Raw genomic sequence first — 21,447 nt, 5'->3', positions numbered from 1 at the left:
CAGCCATCATAGACCCTTGGCCTGCGCTGTGAGCGGGGCAACGCCGGTGTGCGAGGCGCCTTCCGCGGGTGTGGCTGTTTGCGCGGCAGGAATAAACTGGCGTAGCCGCAAGGCATTGGTCACGACGAAAACCGAGGAAAAAGCCATGGCTCCAGCGGCCAGCATGGGCGAGAGCAGGAGCCCAAAAAGCGGGTAAAATACACCTGCTGCGACCGGGATCAGAACTACATTATAGGCAAAAGCCCAGAACAGATTCTGTTTGATGTTGCGCATGGTCGCCTGGCTGATCGCCAAGGCATCGGCAACCGTCGTAAGTTGACGTCGGATCAATACGACATCGGCGGATTCGATAGCAACGTCGGTCCCGGAGCCTATGGCAAGGCCGACATCAGCCGCGGCGAGTGCTGGCGCGTCATTGATGCCATCGCCGATAAAGGCGACTTTATGCCCCCCGCGTTTGAGCTCTTCCACAACGTCACGCTTGCCCTGCGGCAGAGTCTCGGCAATGGCACGATCGATTTTCACGCTTTTGGCAATGGCTTCGGCGGTTTCGCGGCGGTCGCCCGTCACCATGACCGTTTGGCGCTGCTCCTTGTGTAAAGCGGCAATGGCTTCGGCCGCAGCGGGCGCGATAGGGTCAGCCACGGCGAGAAGGATGGCAAGCTTGCCATCGATGGCACCATAGAGGGGGGATTTGGCCTCATTGGCAAGAGCAGCCGCCTCCTTGGCTAAGGGGCTGACATCGATCCCTTGTTTCGCCATCAGGCGATCGGAGCCGATCGTCACGCGCTGGCCCTCGATTTTGGCCTCGATACCGAAGCCAGCCTCGGCGGAGAAATGTTCGACGGGTTTCGTCGCCAGGCCGTCCTGTTTCGCGGCTTGCACAATGGCCTTGCCGATCGGATGCTCCGAACGAGTTTCCACGCTGGCGATGAGACTCAATATTGTATCGCGCGAGAAGGATGGGAGGACCACGAAATCTGTCAGAACAGGCTGACCTTTGGTCAAGGTACCGGTCTTGTCAAAAGCGAATGTATCGACTTCCGCGAGGCTCTGAAGCGCGGCGCCCTTGCGAAATAGAATGCCGAGTTCTGCAGCGCGCCCAGTGCCGACCATGACCGAGACCGGTGTGGCAAGCCCCATGGCGCAGGGGCAGGCGATAATGAGAACGCTGACGGTCTGGATCAAAGCAAAGCTTAGAGCCGGTTGCGGCCCAAGCCAGAACCAAAACAGGAAGGTGAGTACAGCCAAACCGAGGACAGCGGGTACGAACCATGCGGTGATCCTGTCGGCCAATGCCTGAATCGGCAATTTCGCGCCTTGCGCCTGCTCCACCATGCGGATGATCTGGGCGAGCACAGTATCCTTGCCGGTGCGGGTGACGCGGAACTGGAAACCGCCGTCCAGATTGACTGTGCCGCCGACGACTTCGGCGTCGCTGGCTTTCAGGACCGGAGCGGCCTCGCCTGTCAGCATGGCTTCGTTGACGAAGGATGTACCTTCGATCACCGTCCCGTCGAGAGGAATTTTCTCACCAGGGCGAACCACGACAATGTCGCCGGTCTTAATGCGGCCGATCTCGACATCAACGGGCTCGCCATGGCGCAGGACCCGTGCCTGATGGGCCTTGAGACCGAGAAGATGCTGAATCGCCGCCCCCGTCTTGCCACGTGCCTGGGCCTCGAGCGCTCGGCCGAGCAGGATCAAGGTCACGATGATGGCGGCGGATTCAAAATAGACCTGCCGGGATGCCTCCGGAAACAGATTCGGCAAAAAGGTGACAAGGGTCGAATAAAAGAATGCCGCGCTGGTGCCGAGCACCACTAGACTGTTCATATCCGGAGCGCCGTGCAACAGGCTTGGCACGCCCTGGACGAAGAAACGCCGTCCAGGCCAGGCAAGGACCAGGCTGGTGAGAGCGAAGGACAGAACATGGCTTGGGAAGAGGCCAATTGTGTCCATGATCCCATGCGCGAAGGCGTGGCTCAAATGCGAGCCCATTTCCAGAATAAAGACTGGCAGAGTCAAAACCCCGGCAATCGTGAAATCGCGGAACAGAACCTGCGTTTCCGAGGGGTCTTCGTGCTTGTGATGCTGCGCGCCGTTCTCGGAGCCTGAAAGGTTTTCCGATTCACCTTCGTCGCGCCGCTCATGTGTCGGATAGCCGGCCTTGGTGACGGCTTCCTCGAGCTCGGCGACATCCGTCGTGCCGGTGGCAAAAGTCGCGACTGCTGTCTTGGTCGCGAGGTTGACATGGGCTTCCAGGACGCCGGGCACGCTCATGAAGGCTTTTTCTGCCCGATTCACGCAGGAGGCGCAGTTGAGCTTGTCCACAGTGAATTCGGCCGTTTCCATCACCGGCTCATAGCCCGCGGTTTTGATGGCCTCGACGACGGGGGCCAGATTGGGCGTGGCGTCGAAGCGGATCTCGGCCCGTTCGGTGGCCAGATTGACGGAAGCGGTTTTGACGCCCGGCACGAGCAAAATGGCCTTTTCGACCCGCCCGACACAAGAGGCGCAATGCATGCCTTTGATGGCGAGGCTGAGAGGTGGGGAAGATTCTGTCGTGGCAAGATTCATGGCGGCTTTCCTCGAGAAAGTTTCGGGAGGAGCCTGACCTGAGAGCATCGCCGTCGGTGCTCTCAGGTCAGGCACGGGATATCGATCATCACCCTGAAATTTATAGCTCCATCATGAAAAACAAAGAGCGAGACCGCAAGAAATGGTTTTTCAGTTCTCAAGGAGACGAGATGCCGCAAGCAAGCCACGGGAACAAACTTGTCGCGGTAAGGGGAACAGGCGGTCTTGACACTGGGGAAAGCCGCGCCCTATATCTCCACGCGCCTTGAGCAGCGGGGCGGAGTAGCTCAGCCGGCTAGAGCAGAGGAATCATAATCCTTGTGTCGGGGGTTCGAGTCCCTCCTCCGCTACCATTGAAATTATTCAATAATTTTCCGATTTAGCCGCCTCCGGGCGGCTTTTTCGTGTTGCGAATTGTTCGGCATAGGATCATTGATTTTAAATGGCTTTCAATTTGTCGCGGCGCCTCGACGTGACATGGTTTGCGACATGAAACAAGTTCTGACGATCCTGCTTGAATCAGAGCATCACAGTACACTGCTGAGATTGCGATGGCTCGCAATTGTGGCTCGGCCATTTAGGAAGACCGGACTTTCTGTCGGCAAACAGATGAAAATGGATGAACAATGGCGTGGCCCTCGACGTCTCGACCTTCCGGATCATGGTGTCCCAAGCGGCAAAGCTGAGCAGCGGGAGCTGGCGTCCGCCAGCCGATCTTGCATGGTGCAGGGCGGGGGCTTGGGACAGCCTTATCAGATGCGTGCCAAACAGCGGTCGAATCACCAAAACTATTGTGCAGCAGTGACGATCGCTGCGTCCTCTTTCTCTATTTGCCTAAATTTGTGGCATTCCATTGTCTGCTTGTAAAAGCATTTCTCTTCTCCCGCCTGTCCGGAACCCGCACCAGGGGTGCATTGGTGTGTACCCCAAATTTATGCTTTTTGATGGTTCCGAGACGTCCTCGACATGGTTCCCACATGGATGTGAGACGTCACTGACACATCCTCAACATGGTTCCAAGATCGCCCTGACATGGTCCTATGATGGTTCCGGCGCAGATCAGATTTTCACGGGAATGTGATTTGTTTAGGTGTCCTTTTTATCGTGAACCCGTGTCACGATCCTTCCATGAGCGAAGATTCAATCACCATTTTTCTATCCCGTCTCAAAGAGCAGAGCTTTGGTCGCTGCTCTGATACTTATCGTTGGCTGCGCAAGCATCATGAGCCTCTCAACGCGGCCTTTAACAAAAATCAACCGGCCTGGAGAGTGGTTGCCGAGATCCTGACGGAAGCAGGCATCGTGGGAGCGCGAGGTCAGAAACTTTCGGCGAAACCACTTCGGCGCATGTGGCTGCGTGTTTGCCGCGACATCGAGGACGACAAGCGCTTCGCAGCAACTGGCATCTCTACCAGAAAACATTATCCATCTCAGGCTTCATCATGCCCGCAGCCAAAGGCGGCCGCGCTTTCCTCGTCGCCGCCAGCGATTCCTAGTCGGACTCTTCAAGCGATCGAAACGCATCCTATTCAATCATCAACTCCAAATTAGCCGGAATGGAAAACTCTGAACCGAATTGTGGAAGCCATGCTTCTCAAACCTTGCGACGAGCGAGCTTTCCATCGCGGAAAAGCACATCATATCGGCTTTCGGCTCTTCGCACCGTCTTGAAAAGACGAAAGACATTGTTGTGCGATCCAAGCCCAATATCTAAAGTTGATGTTGATCATAAGGGAGCCGGCCATCAGTAAATTCCGTTCTGCGCAGGAAAGAGGATGACGACCGCACGCCACATCGTGACGCTGCTTAAAAGCCATATTGCTGGGGATGAGGATCGTTTCCTCTCCACTGCGATGCAGCTTGCCGCGCACGAGGCCCGCCAAGGTCATGGCAAATTAGCCCAGGAGCTGCGTGATCTGGTCGATGCAGCAAAGGTGAAGCCAGCTTCCATTATTCGTCCTGGTGGCCCAATTCCACTCGCGCAGCCAAAGGGTGAACTCGCCAGCCTCTTAAGCGCACAATATCCCGATACCCGCCTTGGAGACATGATCCTGCCACCAGACCTTCAGACTAGGCTGGAGCGTGTGCTCCTCGAGCAGCGCCAACAAGATCATCTCCGTGACTACGGCCTAAAGCCCCGACGAAAACTACTGCTGGTAGGACCTCCAGGCTCTGGTAAGACCATGACCGCAGCAGCGTTAGCAGGGGAGCTCAAACTCCCTCTCTTCAGCGTGGTGCTTGATGGTCTGATCACCAAATTTATGGGAGAGACGGCAGCAAAATTACGCCTCGTGTTCGACGGGATGGCAGCTACTCGTGGCGTCTATTTTTTTGATGAGTTTGACGCGATTGGTGCCCGTCGAAGCGAACGTCAAGATGTCGGTGAAATCCGTCGTGTGTTGAACTCATTTCTCCAGTTTTTAGAGCAAGATGAAAGTCATGGCCTTGTTGTCGCAGCGACAAATCATCCTGAATTGCTAGACCAAGCCCTGTTTCGACGTTTCGACGACGTTCTCGAATACACTCTTCCCGATGCCGCGCTGATCGAGCGGTTGCTTCGTGCGCGTCTCGGTCGTTTCGATACTCGTGGGCTGAATTGGGGGGAGGCAGCGGAGCAGGCGACAGGCTTACCGCAAGCCGAAGTTGTGCGTGCGGCAGAGGATGCCGCGAAATCCATCATTTTGAGCAACGCTAAACGGATTACGTCGAAGGCCCTCAGCGAGGCAATTGCGGAACGCCGAAGAGCGACATTAGCGAGCTGACGCGAGCGAGATTTGATGCCTGACGATTTTCCGCGCGACCGGCCGCATCTTTTCCTTGGAGCGAACGGAAAGAGAGAACCATATCGACGGCCTAGCCAAGCGATAAACAGTCCCGACTTGCCAAATCGTGATCGGGCCGCCCATGCGGCGGCTCTGGAAGAGGCGATCACGACGGCCTTGGCGGCGGCTCGGCAGCAATTGGCCGATCAAGACGCAGCAATTGCTGCTGGCACCCCTGGCTTCTATTTGGAAATCGAACTTCCCGGCTCAGAACGCGCCGGAATCGATCAACTTGCGAATCGAACCAAGAAAATAGAACTCGTCACTGTCCGCGATTCGGTGACCCCTGAGCAACCGCTGCTCGCCACAGTCTTCGTACCGACGAGTGCAGAAGACTATTACCTGAAGAAAGTGGAAGCTTACCGTACCAAGGAAAGCCGAAGTGGCCGTCCAACAAACGAAGCGCTTGTCACTCGTATGGAGACTGTGCGCTTGGCGACTGCACGGTCGCTTTTTACGGACGACGAAAACCTATTTCCTTCGAATCCGGCCGAACGTGTCTGGTGGGAGATATGGCTCCGCGAAGGCCGGCGTGAAATTTTTGAGCGCTTGGCTCAGGCATTGAACGCCCAGGTTAAGCCCCATGCCGTTCACTTTCCTGAGCGGGAGGTGATGCTCGCTCTTTTCAATGTCCAGGCGCTCGATCGGCTGGTCGCACATAGCGATGTTGTTGCCGAGCTTCGCAGGGCGAAGGACACGCCATCCTTCTTTATGGGGCTGGGTGGCGCGGAGCAGCGGGCATGGAGCGACGATATTCTGGAACGCCTGGCTCCGCCTCACGATTCAAACATAGCTGTCTGTCTTCTCGATAGCGGCGTTCATCGCTCACACCCTTTGATCGAGCCAATTTTGGCCGATGTTGATTGTCACACGATCAACCCAGCGTGGGGTAAAGACGATACAGCGACATGGCAAGGGCATGGCACCCGGATGGCAGGAGTTGCTGGCTATGGTGACCTTGTCCCGATGCTAATTGGTAGCGCAACGCTCGCTCCGGCTTATAGATTGGAAAGCGTCCGTATTCTCCCACCGGCAACAGGACCAGCAAACGATCCCGACCTCTATGGTGCAATCACAGAAGAGGCGATCGCGCGCGCTGAAGTCCAAGCGCCTCAACGACGCCGTGTCGTGGCGATGGCTGTGACAAGCACAAGCCCCTCCCGTGGTCGTCCCTCATCCTGGTCCGCCTCCATCGATCAACTCTGTTTTGAAGAGGCCAGTCAGCGGCTCATCATTCTTTCGGCGGGAAACATCAGCATGGATTTGATGCCGGCCGATCATCTTATCCGAAATGATGTCGAGCCGATCGATGATCCGGCACAAGCGTGGAACGCCCTTTCTGTCGGAGCTTTCACAGAAAAAGTCGATATCATTGATCCGATGTTTGCCGGATACGCGCCCATCGCGCCAGCCGGCGAATTGTCACCCCGCAGCCGCACTTCGGTGACTTGGGATCGGCAATGGCCCGTGAAGCCGGAAGTCGTTTTTGAGGGTGGCAACCTCGCGCACGATGGGACTTTTCCAGGAGAGGCAATCGACGATCTTCAACTCCTCACCACTTATCTTCGGCCAGATCATCGTCATTTCACGACGCTTGGTGATACGAGCGCCGCGACGGCCTTGGCGGCCCGCATGGCTGGTTCGATCCTTGCCGCGCGTCCTCAATTTTGGCCTGAGACAGTAAGAGCGTTGATCGTCCATTCGGCTGAATGGACGCCTGAGATGAGAGCGCACATCGATGCATGCCATGGATCGAAGAATCGGATTCAGGCGCTTATACGCCGATATGGTTACGGTGTTCCCGACTTTGATCGCGCCTTGATGTCAACACGCAATGATCTCACTTTGATGGTCGAAGATCACTTGCAGCCTTTTCATCGCGATGGGTCAACGACGAAGACTCGAGATATGAAATTGCATCGCCTGAAGTGGCCGCGAGAGCAACTTACGGCTCTCGGCGCTGCACAGGTCGAATTACGAGTGACATTATCCTATTTTATCGAGCCAAATCCGGGGGAGCGTGGCTGGACTCGTCGGCATCGCTATAGTTCGCACGGTCTGCGTTTTCGTGTAAAAACCGCTACTGAAACGGTAGATGAATTCAGAGCGCGGATCAATCAGGCCGCTCGTGATGAAGAAGAGGGAAGCACCCCAGCGCACGACACCGAGGAGTGGTTGCTGGGTACTTTCCGCGATCGAGGCTCGATCCATTCCGATATTTGGTATGGGGCAGCGGCTGATCTTGCGGAACGCGATGCTATCGGCGTGTTTCCGGTCGGTGGTTGGTGGAAGGAAAAGCCCTATCTGGAGCGTTCCGATAGTAAAGCTCGGTACGCCTTGATCGTCACGATCAGGGCGCCGGGATGCGACGTTGATATCTATACTCCAGTCGAGACCCAGATCGCGGCAGAGATCGAGGTCTGAAACTCTTCAGGCGGCGCGAGTATGCCGGGGTCGTTTTTAGACTTCGTCCCACGTCTCATGAGCTAAAGGTGCTGCGTTCAATTCATCCCGCAGTATTCGCCATTGCGGGAGCAGCCGATCCATCAAAGCTATGAAGTGGTTTGAATGGTTCCGCTCGAAGAAATGCGCGAGCTCATGGACAATGACGTATTCAAGGCAATGCGGCGGCTTCTTGATCAGTTCCAGATTGAGCCAGATGCGCCGCGCTTCGATATTGCAGGTTCCCCATTTTGTCTTCATGCGTTTGATGCCCCAGGCGGGCGTGGGGATTTCCAGAACGGCGGCATATTTCTCAATGATGGGCGCGGCACGGCTTCGAAGCTCTTGCCTATACCAGCCTAGAAACACCCGTTCCCGGATCGATTGATCGCTGCCCGGCCGGACATGAAGTTCGAGGCTTCGGCTATTGCGGACGTGAACTTGCCCGGCCCGCGCACCTTCGATCAGGTTCAGACGGTAGCGCTGCCCGAGAAAATAGTGGCTTTCACCTGAAATATAGACGCGCACGGATTGCCGTGACTGGTCCTCGAATTTCGCTCTTTGGCGTTTGATCCAGCCCATCCTTGTGACGACCGCCAGGCGCACCGCCTCATCGCTCACGGCCAGGGGCGCCGCGACGCGTATGCGGCCATGCGGCGGATAGACGCCCAAATGAAGGTTTTTGATTGGCTTTCGAACAATATCGACACGAAGACCGCCGACATTGATCTGATGCGCTTCAATATTCATGTTGGCTTCTCACCAGATCGAAGATCTGATCGACAAGCGCCGGATCGGTGAGATGTGTTCGGATAATGTTGCGCACCATTTGCTCCTTACCCCTATGCCCACGCCAATCATCTTGCTTTTTCTTACGGATGTCTGCATCAATCGCTATCGCCAAGGCTTCATCCTTGCCGAGATTATCATAGAGGGCGCGTTTCGCGGCGGTGTTCATCGTTGTGGGATAGGTCGCTCCAGTGGCTGAATTCTTCGCTTTCTTCGTGAGCGCGACGATTTCCGCGAGATATTGCTCATAGGCAATCGCCTGCTGTTTGCGCTGAACGATCAGCGCATCCAGAAGATCCGACATAGTTTCATAATATTTCGGATTGATCGGCGTTTCTTCGATGATAAGCTTACGCACATTGTTTTCAATTGTTTCGGCGACGGCTTCCTTGTTTTCGCGAATGCCCTTCGGCAAGGCATCCACCGCATCCGCTCCGCGCTCGACGATCATCTGCACCAACGACATATCGTCGAAGGCGGAAATCAGCCTGCTTTCGTCTGCCCGGATATAGGTGTCGATCAGGTGCCGCATCGCCGGCTCATACATTTTGAGATCGATATAATCGCCGCTTGCGAGCTTTACTTCATCGCGGACGTGCGTGAAATGATCGACTTCGGCCTTGATCGCCGCGATTTCAGCATCGCTATAGCCCGCTTCTGGCATTTCGTTCGCGATATCGGCATAGGCGCGCAGCAGAGAGGCGACCAGCTTGTAGAGGGTGAGCCGTTTCGGTTCGTTTTCCTTCAGTGCGGTTTTATCGGCTGTGTCTTTCGCGCAGAAGAATTGAAGGAAAGCCGCTGTGTCACGAGGCGCTTCAACAGGTTCACAGAGTGCGCGCACCGCTTCGAGGGCTTCATCCAGCCTTTCGCGCGCCTTTTCAAGCCGGTCGGATAAAAGGCCGGCGACATCCGCTTTATCATAGCCTTCAAAAGCCTCGGCAGTATAATCCTTGATCGAGCTTTCGAGGCTTTTGAAAAGATCCTTGTAGTCTATGATGTAGCCATATTCCTTATCATCCCCATCAAGACGGTTCACGCGGCAAATGGCCTGGAACAGGCCATGATCCTGCATGTGCTTGTCGATATAGAGATAGGTCGCTGAAGGTGCATCGAAGCCGGTCAGAAGCTTGTCCACCACGATTAGAAGCTTCATCTGTCCTGGTTCATCGATGAATTTTTTCTTCACCTCCTTCTCGAAGGTCTCCGGGTCTCGGCCCTCAAGCATTTTGTTGTAGATTTCATATTGCCGCAACCGCTCCGTCAGACCTTCGCCGCTGTCCTCTCCTTTCAGATCATTGGGTGACGGCTTATAGGAGGTAATGATCGCGCATTTACTGGAGAGCTCGGTCTTGTCAAACAATTCATAGAATTTACACGCTTGATAAATGCTGGATGAAACGAGCATCGCGTTGCCGCGTCCGCCCGCCAGCCGATCCTTGAGCGCAAAATCGAGAAGGATGTCTTCAACAATTTTTTCCAAACGCGATTGACTCGAGAGCACTTTCTTCAAAGTGCCCCAGCGCTGTTTCAACTGCGCCCTGGCGAGATCGGTCAATCCCTTGGTCTTGGCCGCGAACCATTGGTCGATCTTGGTGGGCGAGGTGATGTTCTGGTCGATGTCGCGCGCCTCATAACGCAGATCGAGCACGACGCCATCGCTCACCGCTTCATCGAATTTATAGGTATGGATATAGGGGCCAAAGATTTCGAGACTGGTTTTCTTATCCGCCTTCAAAAGTGGCGTGCCGGTGAAACCTATGAACATGGCGCTCGGTAGAATAGCCTTCATAGCGTCGTGCAAGGCGCCGCTTTGCGTGCGATGGCATTCGTCCACGAAGACAAAAATATCGCCCTTGGCGCGGAAATCCTTCGGCAGCGCCTCGCGGACTTCCTCGATATAGCCGGGGACATCACCCTCTTCATCTTCCCTGCCACGGAATTTGTGGATCAGCGAGCATAGAAGCCAGGGATTCGTGTCGTTTAGTTTGGCGACGAGATCGGCGCCACTTTTGGCACGGACGATCTCCTCATTGATGCCCTTGAACACTTTCTCGATCTGCTCGTCGAGTTCGGTCCGGTCGGTGATGATGAGTACGCGCGCATCCTTCACATGCTCGCGTATCCATTTCGCGAGCCAGACCATGGTCAGGCTTTTGCCTGAGCCTTGCGTGTGCCAGATGATCCCACCTTCACGGCGGCGAACATGGTCTTGCGCCGCATGCACGCCAAAATATTGGTTCTGACGGCAGGTCTTTTTCGTGCCGGCGTCGAAGACAATGAAATCGTGAATCAGTTCCAGGAAACGCGATTTTTCACAGAGTTGAAGCAGCGCGCGATCGAGAGGATTTTGGACCGGGCTTTCTTCCTTCCAAGCGAGATAATATTTCTCGGGCGTTTCGATCACGCCATAACGCAGACCCTCGCTGTCACTGCCCGCCATGATCAGCTGCATGGTGGTGAAGAAGTGTTGGATAAAAACCTTCTTCTGGTTGTCGAGATTCTGGCGAATGCCTTGTGAGATCGCAACCGTCGAGCGCTTGAGTTCCAGCACGGCGAGCGCGATGCCGTTGACATAAATCACCACATCGGGGCGTTTCCCCCAGGCTTTCGCTGTGCTTTTGTCGGAAGCGCTCGCGGGCTTGACTGCCACTTCCTCGGCGATAGCGAAATGGTTGGCGGCAAAATTCTTCCAATCGATCAGCCAGACGGTTTGCGTCGTCTCGCCCACATCGGCCTTTACCTTCACGCCATAGCGCAAGAGATCATAGACGGAACGATTGACATCGTAGAGGCTGCGGGATTGATCGGTCGCGGCTTTATTGAGTTCATAAAGGGCGCGGCTGATCAGCGCCTCGTCATATCCGCGCGTTTTGAGAAAGGGCCGGAGATAGGCTTCCTCGATATTGCGGTTGTTTTCGCGATCGATCCAGTTGCCAAGATAATCATAGCCGAGCTGGTCGCGGAAAAGAGCGACGACGCGCGCCTGGGTTTTTTTCTCGGTCTGGCCAATGGAAGAATGGGGCTTTTGGCTCATATCAGCCTGATCCTTCCGGTTAGAAGCTCCTGCATCATGCCTTGTTTTACGGCATGGGCTTTGTCGCGCTTGGTTTCAAGCGCGGTGATTTCGGCGTCCATATCGGAAAGGACGGAAGCGATTGCAGACTGCTCGTCAATGGGTGGTAACAAGACCGAAATAGCTTTCACGTTCGTTTTCGAAATACCATAAACAGAGATTCCATTTGCAATTCTGATTAGGGCTGATTTCAAAGCTGGGACGAACTGCAAATAGCCTTTGAAGCCGTCAGAAAGCAATTCTCGCTTGCCGCGCAACAGAAGTGTATGAAGACCAGCTACTACTTCTGTGTCGCTGATCCCCCTGACTTCAACACTCTTGCCTATGCCATTGTAATCTTCCGATGCATCTGCGATTATAAGATCGCCATCATGGACGCGTGGTAAGTTACTGACTTTATGGTTCGATATGCGTATAAACGTGCCCTTTGAAAAATCCATAAAAGCTGATGGTGATGAATGAATATCTCCATAATGAATATATCCCACGTCGCCGTTCTCTGAGAGATCGCTACGGGAATTGCTACCATTTCGGAGGAAGTTGAAGATCTCATTAAAATCGTGTTCAACCCACTTGCCAGAAAACCCCGGCAGTCGGGTTTTGCCAGTGAGGAGTTGCTGCATGGCGGCTTGCTTGATGTCGCGCTTCTTGGCGATCAGAGCTTCCAGCGAGGCAATCAGCGCATCCGCATCGCCCAACGCGGCGGCAATCGCGCGTTGTTCTTCGAGCGTTGGTGGTACGGCAAAAACAATACTCTCAAAAAGACTTTTTGAAATAATGGAGGTTGCAGTAATTCCAGCTTTAGAAAGAAGTCTATTTTTGTTGAACTCAATTAAATAATAGATAAAAATGCTATCGTGCCTTCCATTGGGGATAATGGCATTGATTTGCTGGTTGCACGAGCCGAACGTCTTAAGAACTGCATTTTTCCCAATGCTAGCAATACATGTTACCAAAACGCTGTTAGCGGGAAGAGAGCCAGACACCTTCATTCCCGCGTCAGTTATGCATCGCTCTGTCAGATAGATATCCCTATCAGAAGAAATATCCGTCGGTGTAACCCATGGATAGAAGCCGTTCCAAAAAGATCTATTCGTTGTAGGTGGAGTTCCACCTGTTACAACCTTACCAAAGGAGGAAACGGAAGCGATTTTCCAATCCTCCGGAATCATGCCTACTTCGGTCTGTTTGTATCCATTCTTCATTTTCTTGCGAACCCCATCCGCTTGAGATGCGCATTGACCTTGGTGCTGAGCGCTTCGACCTCCGTTTCCAGCTCCGGCAACGGCACGGCATAGCGTTCGGTTAGCAGCTTTACCCGTCCGGTCAAAACTTGGCTCATACGATCAAGCTCACTCGCTACATTGACTTGCAGCACAGCGAGCCATTTATCCTCGACCAAGAGGAGCTTGATTTCGGCTTCCGTCAGCTTGGCGTAATATTTGACGACCATCGTTTCGAGCGCAATCCTGGCTTGCTTCGCCGCATCAGCGGCCTCCTTCTCTTGCTCAATGAGCTTGAGGCAGGTGTTCAAGACCGCCCGCTCTTCGTCCTCTGCCTTGTATCCCTTGATTTCCTTCAGCCTGTCCTTGACGCTTTTCGCGGTGAGTTTTCCTTTTTCGGTCTTGGCCTCAAACAACAGGCCATCCTCTCCGCCATGCTCACCATCCATTTCCTCAATGGCGCGGGCGATCTCCTCAGTCTTGGCCTCCAAGGATTCCAGTGCCTCCTGTTCCTTAGCGAAGAACCGCGCCACGATCAGCGCCGGAGTGATCAGTTCCGCCTTCAGCTTCGAGCGGCCGAGGGTAATGTCGGGTGTTTCGGTGAATTTCCCTTCGTCGTTTTTCACCAATTCCCGGATTTGCCGGCCGGTCACCCAGCCTTCTTGCGCCAAAATATAGACATCGTCCTGCATGATCTCAGACCAATAGGTCATGAGGTGCTGATAGATGTCATATTTGTCGATCAGCGGAATGTCCGAAAAACGGATCAACAAGTCCTCGGCGATCTCCGCGATCAATGTTTTGGGATGATCGCCAACCTTGATGCTTTTGAGCCGTTCCAAATGCGCGACTCGCCAGCCCGCGAACGCGCCATCGACACGTGCCGAGAAAGCTGCGAATTCAGCGTGGTTGAGGATTGCGGACTTGACGCTTGCAGCCTCGACCTTTGGGCTTGCATATCCTGGTCGGTCGCTCGCGCCAAACAATTCGCCGCGTACGGAGGGCAGAACGGCCCAGTAGTTTGCCAGCGCATCGATATCGCGCAAGGGAATGCCCCCTTTGAGATGGGCCTCGATATCCTGGAGGTCGTCGGGTTCGGATGAATCGATATAGCGCGGAATGTTGAGGTTGAAATCGTTCTTCTCGATCTCCGCCAGCGGTACCATCCGCGAATAGCGATCGATGATGAGTTGCTTGGTGAATGTATCGACGATCTTGTGGATGTCCTGCGCCCGCAGGCGGTTCTTGTTTCCGTCTTTCACGAACCCCTTCGAGGCGTCGATCATGAAGATGCCAGTGCGCGCGTGCGCGTTCTCCTTGTCGAGTACGACAATGCAGGCCGGAATGCCAGTGCCGTAAAACAGATTGGCGGGCAGTCCGATAATGCCCTTGATAATGCCTTTGCGGATGATCTTTTCGCGAATCCCGGCTTCGGCATTTCCGCGAAACAAAACGCCATGCGGCATAATGATCGCGCCCTTGCCGGTCGATTTCAGCGATGCGACGACATGCAGAAGATAAGCGAAATCGCCATTCTTGGCCGGCGGTACGCCATCCTCGAACCGCTTGAAACGATCCTCCGCAGGGTCAAGTCCCGTTCCCCAGGCCTTGTCGGAAAAGGGGGGATTGGCGACCACGAAATCGAAGGTCTTGAGCGTCCCGTCATTGTTGACGAAATGCGGTGCCGAGAGGGTATTGTCCCGCCAGATCTCGGCCGTCGGACAATCGTGCAGCACCATGTTCATCTTGGCCAACGCACGCGTGGCGACATCCTTTTCCTGGCCATAAATGGTCAGGTCAAAAGGGGCCTCGTCATGCGCTTTGAGGAGAAGCGAACCGGAGCCGCAAGTAGGATCGTAAATGGTTTGTGCCGCGCTGCGCGCGCTGCCCATGCCGATGGCCTTCGCCATGATGCGCGAGACTTCCGCCGGCGTATAAAACTGGCCTTTGCTCTTGCCCGATTCCGTTGCAAAGTGGCGCATGAGATATTCATAAGCGTCGCCCAGAATATCGTCGCCCTCAGTGCGGTTTTTGCGGAAATCAAGTTCCGGCCGATTGAAGATTCCGACAAGGCTCGAAAGCCGATCGACCATCTCCTTGCCGCTGCCGAGTTTGTCGGGATCGTTGAAATCGGCGACGTCGATCACGCCCTTGAGGTCATTGGCCTCTGCGAGCTTGGCGATGATCATGTTGATCTGCTCGCCGATGTCCTTATTGCCCTTGAGCGCGACCATATCGGCGAAACTGCCGCCCTTGGGCACTTCGATGAGGCCATTGGGATCGCCGGCATATTTGTCCGAGACATATTTCACGAACAGGAGGACGAGGACATAATCCTTATATAAAGATGCATCCATGCCGCCGCGCAGCGCGTCACAGCTTGCCCAGAGGGAGCTGTAGATTTCTGATTTCTTGACCGCCAAGGCTCTACTCGCGAAAAACTTCTCCGGCCGTGGGCGGGAGCTTTTGCATCCGTCCGCGACTCGATTGCTTCCGCCACTTAATACCCGGCGAAGGTGGGAGCCACTACGGGAAAAGCGATAGAGAGGGGTTAGTGGCGTGGCTATATTGCGCCCTGGAGGCCAGGCCGAAGAACGGTGAAGCGGGGCCATCAGCCAGAAGCCCGTTCGGCGAGAACTTCATGCTTGTTGCCGTATGAGCAATTTCTGAAATGATCCTTTGGGCAGGCGGAGGGGAACCTCTTTCGTGCCTTGTGGCATACTTGGCCGGGGTCATGCTGCTCCAGTTCGAAGAAGTGGAGCGGAGCGGACCAGGGCATTGGAGCGAAAAACCGCGTTTGCTCCCGTGCTCCAGTTGCTCCAGTCCCCTTTAGGGGGACGGAGCACTGGAGTGGAGCGCGATCCTGGTGAAGGGAACTTGAGCAGATCAATAGGCCCAGATGCCGACCTCGATGAACCTTCTTTCCCGCCTGCCCTCATCCTGATGATGCACAATTTTTAGGGCTCCGTTCATGATCCATATTTTGAGCATGGCGGTGATCTTTTGGCGCTCTCGTTTATTTTCTGGATTGAGCTTGAGAGCATCCGCGACCGCTTTGCCGACTCAGGCGCTCGAGCGAATATCTTCCCGCCATTGCCCTTCGTGGATTCGTCGTTGAACGGCAAGCAGGTCCGAAACAGTGAGGCCGTCGAGTGCCGATGGCCATGTCCAACGACCAACCACGCCAACATTGTCTCCCAGCATCTGCGAAGCGTCAGGGGGCCCGTTACCGAGATTGACGCTCGAGAGCATAAACCATTTGGCTTTATCGGGTGGCAAAGAGAGATTGGCCTTGCCGATCTCGACCTTAAAAAAGGCCTTGCGGTTTTCGACGCCCGCCTCCTTGGCTTCCTCGGTAGTCATTTGTTTCAGCACGCGGGCGGAGCGCACCGCAGCAAGAAGCGCGCTGGCGCCGCGCCCATCTTCCACCGTCACTTCCGTCCCATTGGTTTTACGGACATGATGGACAAGCTCCACCGCACATTTGGCGCGCTGTGCGATCCTCGCCCAGGTTTTCACGACAATGTCGATGGCGTTATTGTCGTTCTCGGTGACGCGATGGGAGGAGACGAAGGGATCCACGGTGAAAAGACCGATTTGCTTCGATATTAACTCTTGCACCATGCGTTCTTCGAGAGGCCGGATAACCTGAGTGCCTGATCGGCTTGTCTCCGCAATAATCAGTTCCTGTTCGCGGCCGGAATCAAGGAAGAGGCGCCCCGAGATCTCCCGTGGATCAATGGAATGATGAAGCATAGCGCCGGTGACGCGGCGTTCGAGTTCATCGCGCGGATCCTCGCCGTTCCAGATCCAGACATTAGCACGTCCATCAGGTTGGATGCCGAGAAGAGGGCGGCCCGTCGCAATGGCGAGCGCTTCCGCAATCAACAGCGAGGATTTGCCAATACCGCCGGGAGCAATCGTGGCTGAGGCATTGCCACGGATCATATGGAAGCCATAAAGCCATTGTCGCGTCGGTATCCGCCTCGGATCGATAGGAATGAAGGGGGTGGCCGTGATGAGCGGCTTTTCCGTACCGGATTTTTGGACGGATAAGGATTCAACCATGCGCAGATTAATGCATTTTTCGGCACCAAGGGGTGAGGAAAGGTGCTCCGTCATGGAGCACCTCGCCAAGCGTAATTTTCAGGACCATAGGGCTGTGGTCGAAGGGGCCTTCCTCTTTGATGAGATGGAGACGACGCTGTCTTCATGAAGCCACCTCCGCGATCCAGGAAGGGAGGGCGGGATCAAGCTTGCGGCGCAGGCGAGCAAAACGCCGGTAGCGTGGCCGTGCTGAAAGCCAATCACGAAGCCAGGTTGCCTGAAAAGGTTCAAGCCAGTGCAACCCGGCGTCACGCCATTCGTCATGGGCACTCACGGCGAACCATGCCGCTGCTTCCAAGCAAGCGATCTCTTTGTCCGGCAGATGCTCAAGAGCGGCTGTCAGTATAGTCTGCAAGCCAAACGCGACAAATTCCGGAGGGATTTTCCAGTTCTTGGAGGCGTTGAGATTGTCGGCGATGGTCTTCTCAAGCCATTTCGAACGATCGAACCAGGTCTTTGTTTCAAGGAGACGATCGATCCACGCATCGGTTGGAATGCCGATTTCGATGCCGCCGGGCAATTCAGGCGTGGCAGGTTCATGGGGCCGAGGAAGAGGGATTTTCGGAATCATATGGCCTCCGACATCCCTCAAGTGCTCGGATGAGATCCCGCCCCCGCGTGTGCAGATTTCCGCGAAGCGCTTCCGTTGCGCGGGATCATAAATCCCAAAAAGAATCGCCATGCCATCGGCGTTGAAAACATATCCGTTGGGATCATGCCGATCCTGCCCGGGATAAATGTCTATGAGTAGCCCATAGGGCGATGGAAATTTCCCGATCGGTTTCACCGGCATTCTCCCATCAGTGAGAAGGACGGCCGATGTGGCCTATGCCCCGAAGGGCGGCATCGCGTTCCGGTCTGTTCCGCTTGCCCGCAGAGTGAAGTTTGACTATCTCCCGATATGTCGTGGGCTCCCCAGCAAACGACATATCCGGACCCGGCTTCGTGTTGGCGCACGATGGCCGGGTTTCTTTGTTCTGGCCTCATCATTCAAATTTCTCCTCTCGCTTTCTTCGAAATCCCCTCGCGTGCGGCGGATTTCGAAAGAAATATCTTGCGGCCCATTTTGAAGACCCCAGGGAGGTGTCCATTCGCGGCAAGATGGTAGCCCTTGCTTGGCGGGATCCCATAGAAGGCGGCTATCTTGGCCATTCCTTCGAGGAGGTCATCTCCGAGCGACGGTTTCTGCGAAAGACCCCTATAGACGTCTATGTTATCTTTAACATTTATACCCATCTATTATACCTCATATTTCGGAGCCGCTTTTCTGCAATCACGATAAGCAGCTGTGACATTCACTAAACTGTAAGAGACAACCATCGACCATGAGACGGGTGCATCATGGTTTTGCGGATCTATCTCCTGTGTTTTGAGATAGTTGAAATGATCGGAAAGGGTGCGCAATTCTAGGGTAATCCCATCACTTTTCCCTTCAGCGTTAGGTTTAGACGTTGTCAGACGATACCATAAGTCTAATGAGCTTTCACGAATAGTGTCCAATAAATTTCCAGACTTATCAGGTTTTTCTATTTCTTCTACAATCTCCTTGATAATCGACGGAGGAAATCCTGCTTTATCGTATATTAACCCAAGATGGGTAATGAAAAGATCACTAAAACGATAATCTACTCTTGCTCCTTTTCCTGGCCGTCTCACGTTTGGAACGTTGATATCGCGCAAAATACGAAGGCGTGAGCGGAATGCTTTTTCCTCTTCCGATTTGATCTTATGCAACCGGCTCAATATTGCTTCAAAAGTGCCATATTCCATCTCAACAGTCTTAAACGGTTCGCAAAGAATGTCAATGTATTCTTAAACATTTTGTTCGAACTCATTCACAGAAGAACTGTAGCATCAAGCGCTGGGGTTTGCGCGAGGCAAGCTATCATTCCCAGCTCTTGGAAGGCTATGCCGATAGCCCTACAGGTAGCCGAACGGTTGCGCGGAGAACCAGACCAATAAACTTTTTGACGACAAAAATTGGGTATCACGCCTTTTCAAGCATGGCATGTTTCGCAGCCTGGGCGAGGAAGCCAGAGCGGGTTAGGCCGTGGCTCTCAGCGTAGCGATCGATTTGCGCAAGAACGTCCTCGGGTAGTGTCACATTGACCCGGACGGATTTTGGCGCTGCGGCAGGAGCGGGAACAAGGATCGCCACCCCCCGCCGGTTTTCCTGAGCGGCCATCACCGTTTCAAGAGAAGATGGCTCCGGAACTGCCTCTCCATCTTCCGCCAGCCCTTCGATATGCAGAGCAAGGGCTTCTTCGGCCATGGCGCGGGCTTCATCGAGCGTCGTCCCGGCCGTGATGCAGCCGGGGAAGTCTGGGAAGGAAACCCCATAATCGCTATCGGCTTCCTTGTGGATGAGAGCGATGTATTGGCGCATGGCGCTATCCTATACTGAGAGCAGCTTGCTTCTCGATGCTCCGTAATGTGCCTTTGGGCAATTCGCGCGAGGGATGGGGAACAGTCACCCGGCCCGGTTTCGTCGGATGTTTGAATTGAACGTGGCTGCCTTTCTGGCCGACCTTTTTCCATCCATCGGCTTCAAGGGCGGCTATGACGGCGCGGCTGTTCATATGTGTATTTATACACATATGAACAGGGCTGGCAATGGAATGATGTGCCTATTGACGTGAGGATTTTTGTGCGACATGATCGACCTATCGGATGAGGGCGTCGGCATGTCAGTTCGAAAGCGTAGCTGGACCACGGCAAAGGGTGAGAAGAAAGAGGCCTGGGTCGCCGATTATGTCGACCAAGCCGGAAAGCGCCATCTCAAAACTTTTGATCGCAAGAAAGAAGCAGATGCTTTCCATGCGAAGGCTAATGTCGAGATTCGGGAAGGTACGCATACACCTGATAGTGCGAGCGTGACCGTGACCGAAGCGGCAAATTTGTGGCTCGAAACCGGGCGCGGGCGCAGACTCGAATCATCAACTCTCGATTCTTATGAACAGCATGTTCGTCTTCATCTTGTGCCGTTCATTGGCAGGCTGAAGCTTTCACAATTGACCGTTCCCATGATCCGCGAATTGGAGGACAAGCTGCGACGCGGCGATCCGGCGCCAGGCGCAGGGGAGGGCGCGGCGCGATCGGCTGACATGATCAAGCGGATTGTTTCGAGCCTTGGTGCCATGCTTGGCGACGCCCAGGAGCGTGGACTTGTGTCGCGAAATGTCGTGCGGGACCTTCGATCAGGGCGTCGCCGCAGCTCTGAAAAGAAAAAAGATGATAGGCAGAAAGGCAAACTGAAAGTTGGGATCGATATTCCGACGCCTAACGAAATCAAAGCGTTTATCGGGGCTTTGCAAGGCCAATATCGGCCATTGCTACTCACGGCTACTTTCACGGGCCTTCGTGCTTCTGAGCTTCGTGGCTTGCGGTGGGCTGATCTCGATTTCGAGCGACGCGAACTGCATGTTCGGCAGAGAATGGATAAACGCAATGTAGCTGGGCCGCCAAAATCAGGGGCGGGCGAGCGCAAGATCCCGATGCCGCCAATCGTGATAGACACATTGCGTGAATGGCGATTGGCTTGTCCGAAGGGTACGGCGGATCTTGTTTTTCCTACGGGGAACGGCCGGCCCGAGCATCATGCCAATATTGCGCAACGTGGGCTCATCCCTGCGTGGATCGCGGCTGGCGTGACGGTTCCAGGGTTGGACAAAGAAGGCAAGCCGATCGAGGCCGCAAAATATCCAGGCTTGCATGCGCTTCGGCATTTCTACGCCTCATGGCTCATAAACCGAAAGGCCGATGGCGGACTAGAATTGCCGCCGAAGCTGGTTCAAGAACGTCTCGGGCACTCAACCATCGCGATGACCCTCGACACTTATTCTCACCTATTTCCGCGTGTGGATGATGCTGATGAGCTTGCCCAAGCAGAGCGCGTACTTTTAGGTTGAATGCGACACAGACGCGACATGGTGTGAGTATAGCATATATAAATCAAATAATTAGTGTATAAAATAAGAGGAATCATAATCCTTGTGTCGGGGGTTCGAGTCCCTCCTCCGCTACCACCTTACACCCACTACGCAGCGCTTGCGGAAAGACTTGCCCGCTAAGCCCGCTAATAAGTGCTGCAAGTTTGCCCTTCACCTCCACTTTGAAGCCTTCTCCAGGCAAATTGGGGTGAATTATGACGCTGTGGATCAAGGATCGCAGATCCTTGATAAGGTTTCCCCGATCATCCTTAGCCTGGGCATGATCCGCGAGGACGATTGCCAGACGGTCGACCGTTTCGAGATATTTCTCGATCGCTGCGGGATGCAAGGCAATGATTTTGGGCTCTTCCTCCAACGAGGCCAGTTCAAGCTCGATCTGGAGGATTTCGGCTTTTAAGGCGGGAATTCGAACCGTCGCTTCCTGCTCCCCGATCACGCCTTTAACGGCCAGGTCTATGGTG

General features: G+C 54.5%; 16 protein-coding genes and 1 tRNA gene. 5 read left to right on the top strand and 12 right to left on the bottom strand.

The features are described from left to right. Window positions 1-6: 6 nt before the first annotated feature. Window positions 7-2,580, bottom strand: a complete 2,574-nt coding sequence (locus tag BIND_RS13510; protein ID WP_012385602.1) for a heavy metal translocating P-type ATPase — start codon at window positions 2,578-2,580, stop codon at window positions 7-9. A 276-nt stretch (window positions 2,581-2,856) separates the two neighbouring features. Here BIND_RS13510 and BIND_RS13505 point away from each other — a divergent pair. The 4 genes from BIND_RS13505 (at window position 2,857) to BIND_RS13485 (ending at window position 7,826) form a co-directional block, all read left to right on the top strand. Further along, window positions 2,857-2,933 (top strand) — tRNA-Met (locus BIND_RS13505). Between the two features lie 775 nt (window positions 2,934-3,708). Continuing rightward, window positions 3,709-4,131 (top strand): hypothetical protein, encoded by a 423-nt coding sequence (locus BIND_RS13495; RefSeq protein ID WP_041778104.1) that lies wholly within the window; start codon window positions 3,709-3,711, stop codon window positions 4,129-4,131. A 224-nt stretch (window positions 4,132-4,355) separates the two neighbouring features. Then, entirely contained in the window at window positions 4,356-5,342 is a 987-nt protein-coding gene (locus BIND_RS13490) for an AAA family ATPase (protein ID WP_012385600.1), read from the top strand. Between the two features lie 15 nt (window positions 5,343-5,357). Then, window positions 5,358-7,826: a S8 family peptidase gene (locus BIND_RS13485; RefSeq protein ID WP_012385599.1), complete on the top strand. Its 2,469-nt coding sequence runs from the start codon at window positions 5,358-5,360 to the stop codon at window positions 7,824-7,826. A 36-nt stretch (window positions 7,827-7,862) separates the two neighbouring features. On the opposite strand, the gene BIND_RS13480 is transcribed toward BIND_RS13485, so the two are convergent. From BIND_RS13480 to BIND_RS20745, 10 genes are all read right to left on the bottom strand, one after another. Continuing rightward, window positions 7,863-8,594 carry a M48 family metallopeptidase gene (locus tag BIND_RS13480; protein ID WP_012385598.1) on the bottom strand — a complete coding sequence of 244 codons (732 nt, stop codon included), beginning with the start codon at window positions 8,592-8,594 and terminating at the stop codon, window positions 7,863-7,865. Continuing rightward, entirely contained in the window at window positions 8,584-11,667 is a 3,084-nt protein-coding gene (locus BIND_RS13475) for a type I restriction endonuclease subunit R (RefSeq protein ID WP_012385597.1), read from the bottom strand. The genes BIND_RS13480 and BIND_RS13475 overlap by 11 nt, the downstream gene beginning before the upstream one ends. Continuing rightward, window positions 11,664-12,911: a restriction endonuclease subunit S gene (locus tag BIND_RS20210; RefSeq protein WP_012385596.1), complete on the bottom strand. Its 1,248-nt coding sequence runs from the start codon at window positions 12,909-12,911 to the stop codon at window positions 11,664-11,666. The genes BIND_RS13475 and BIND_RS20210 overlap by 4 nt, the downstream gene beginning before the upstream one ends. Continuing rightward, on the bottom strand, window positions 12,908-15,352 hold the full coding sequence (locus BIND_RS13465; RefSeq protein ID WP_012385595.1) for a type I restriction-modification system subunit M: 2,445 nt from the start codon (window positions 15,350-15,352) through the stop codon (window positions 12,908-12,910). Before BIND_RS13465 ends, BIND_RS20210 begins: the two co-directional genes overlap by 4 nt. 640 nt (window positions 15,353-15,992) lie before the next feature. Then, window positions 15,993-17,051 (bottom strand): AAA family ATPase, encoded by a 1,059-nt coding sequence (locus BIND_RS13460; protein ID WP_012385594.1) that lies wholly within the window; start codon window positions 17,049-17,051, stop codon window positions 15,993-15,995. Window positions 17,052-17,139: 88 nt separating this feature from the next. Further along, window positions 17,140-17,607, bottom strand: a complete 468-nt coding sequence (locus BIND_RS13455; protein ID WP_148210645.1) for a hypothetical protein — start codon at window positions 17,605-17,607, stop codon at window positions 17,140-17,142. A 419-nt stretch (window positions 17,608-18,026) separates the two neighbouring features. Beyond that, window positions 18,027-18,272 carry a hypothetical protein gene (locus BIND_RS13450; RefSeq protein ID WP_012385592.1) on the bottom strand — a complete coding sequence of 82 codons (246 nt, stop codon included), beginning with the start codon at window positions 18,270-18,272 and terminating at the stop codon, window positions 18,027-18,029. Window positions 18,273-18,275: 3 nt separating this feature from the next. Next, complete coding sequence (locus tag BIND_RS21375; RefSeq protein WP_012385591.1) at window positions 18,276-18,806, bottom strand: hypothetical protein; 531 nt, start codon at window positions 18,804-18,806, stop codon at window positions 18,276-18,278. Window positions 18,807-19,023: 217 nt separating this feature from the next. After that, window positions 19,024-19,422 (bottom strand): type II toxin-antitoxin system HicB family antitoxin, encoded by a 399-nt coding sequence (locus BIND_RS13445; RefSeq protein ID WP_012385590.1) that lies wholly within the window; start codon window positions 19,420-19,422, stop codon window positions 19,024-19,026. Window positions 19,423-19,426: 4 nt separating this feature from the next. Beyond that, entirely contained in the window at window positions 19,427-19,615 is a 189-nt protein-coding gene (locus tag BIND_RS20745) for a type II toxin-antitoxin system HicA family toxin (RefSeq protein WP_012385589.1), read from the bottom strand. Between the two features lie 105 nt (window positions 19,616-19,720). Here BIND_RS20745 and BIND_RS13440 point away from each other — a divergent pair, with 105 nt between their 5' ends. After that, window positions 19,721-20,944: a site-specific integrase gene (locus BIND_RS13440; RefSeq protein ID WP_012385588.1), complete on the top strand. Its 1,224-nt coding sequence runs from the start codon at window positions 19,721-19,723 to the stop codon at window positions 20,942-20,944. Window positions 20,945-21,017: 73 nt separating this feature from the next. On the opposite strand, the gene BIND_RS22025 is transcribed toward BIND_RS13440, so the two are convergent. Further along, entirely contained in the window at window positions 21,018-21,422 is a 405-nt protein-coding gene (locus BIND_RS22025) for a hypothetical protein (RefSeq protein WP_244395894.1), read from the bottom strand. Between the last annotated feature and the right edge of the window lie 25 nt (window positions 21,423-21,447).

This window comes from Beijerinckia indica subsp. indica ATCC 9039 (assembly GCF_000019845.1).
Lineage (GTDB): Bacteria > Pseudomonadota > Alphaproteobacteria > Rhizobiales > Beijerinckiaceae > Beijerinckia > Beijerinckia indica.
Note: the sequence above shows the minus strand (reverse complement) of the source record. Positions and strands in the feature narration are given on the sequence as shown.

Excerpts from the sequence above, each read along its gene's own strand:
- BIND_RS13510 (WP_012385602.1), bottom strand. The coding sequence starts at position 2,580 with ATGAATCTTGCCACGACAGAATCTTCCCCACCTCTCAGCCTCGCCATC.
- BIND_RS13495 (WP_041778104.1), top strand. The coding sequence starts at position 3,709 with ATGAGCGAAGATTCAATCACCATTTTTCTATCCCGTCTCAAAGAGCAG.
- BIND_RS13490 (WP_012385600.1), top strand. The coding sequence starts at position 4,356 with ATGACGACCGCACGCCACATCGTGACGCTGCTTAAAAGCCATATTGCT.
- BIND_RS13485 (WP_012385599.1), top strand. The coding sequence starts at position 5,358 with ATGCCTGACGATTTTCCGCGCGACCGGCCGCATCTTTTCCTTGGAGCG.
- BIND_RS13480 (WP_012385598.1), bottom strand. The coding sequence starts at position 8,594 with ATGAATATTGAAGCGCATCAGATCAATGTCGGCGGTCTTCGTGTCGAT.
- BIND_RS13475 (WP_012385597.1), bottom strand. The coding sequence starts at position 11,667 with ATGAGCCAAAAGCCCCATTCTTCCATTGGCCAGACCGAGAAAAAAACC.
- BIND_RS20210 (WP_012385596.1), bottom strand. The coding sequence starts at position 12,911 with ATGAAGAATGGATACAAACAGACCGAAGTAGGCATGATTCCGGAGGAT.
- BIND_RS13460 (WP_012385594.1), bottom strand. The coding sequence starts at position 17,051 with ATGACGGAGCACCTTTCCTCACCCCTTGGTGCCGAAAAATGCATTAAT.
- BIND_RS13455 (WP_148210645.1), bottom strand. The coding sequence starts at position 17,607 with ATGATTCCGAAAATCCCTCTTCCTCGGCCCCATGAACCTGCCACGCCT.
- BIND_RS13450 (WP_012385592.1), bottom strand. The coding sequence starts at position 18,272 with ATGGGTATAAATGTTAAAGATAACATAGACGTCTATAGGGGTCTTTCG.
- BIND_RS21375 (WP_012385591.1), bottom strand. The coding sequence starts at position 18,806 with ATGGAATATGGCACTTTTGAAGCAATATTGAGCCGGTTGCATAAGATC.
- BIND_RS13445 (WP_012385590.1), bottom strand. The coding sequence starts at position 19,422 with ATGCGCCAATACATCGCTCTCATCCACAAGGAAGCCGATAGCGATTAT.
- BIND_RS20745 (WP_012385589.1), bottom strand. The coding sequence starts at position 19,615 with ATGAACAGCCGCGCCGTCATAGCCGCCCTTGAAGCCGATGGATGGAAA.
- BIND_RS13440 (WP_012385588.1), top strand. The coding sequence starts at position 19,721 with ATGTCAGTTCGAAAGCGTAGCTGGACCACGGCAAAGGGTGAGAAGAAA.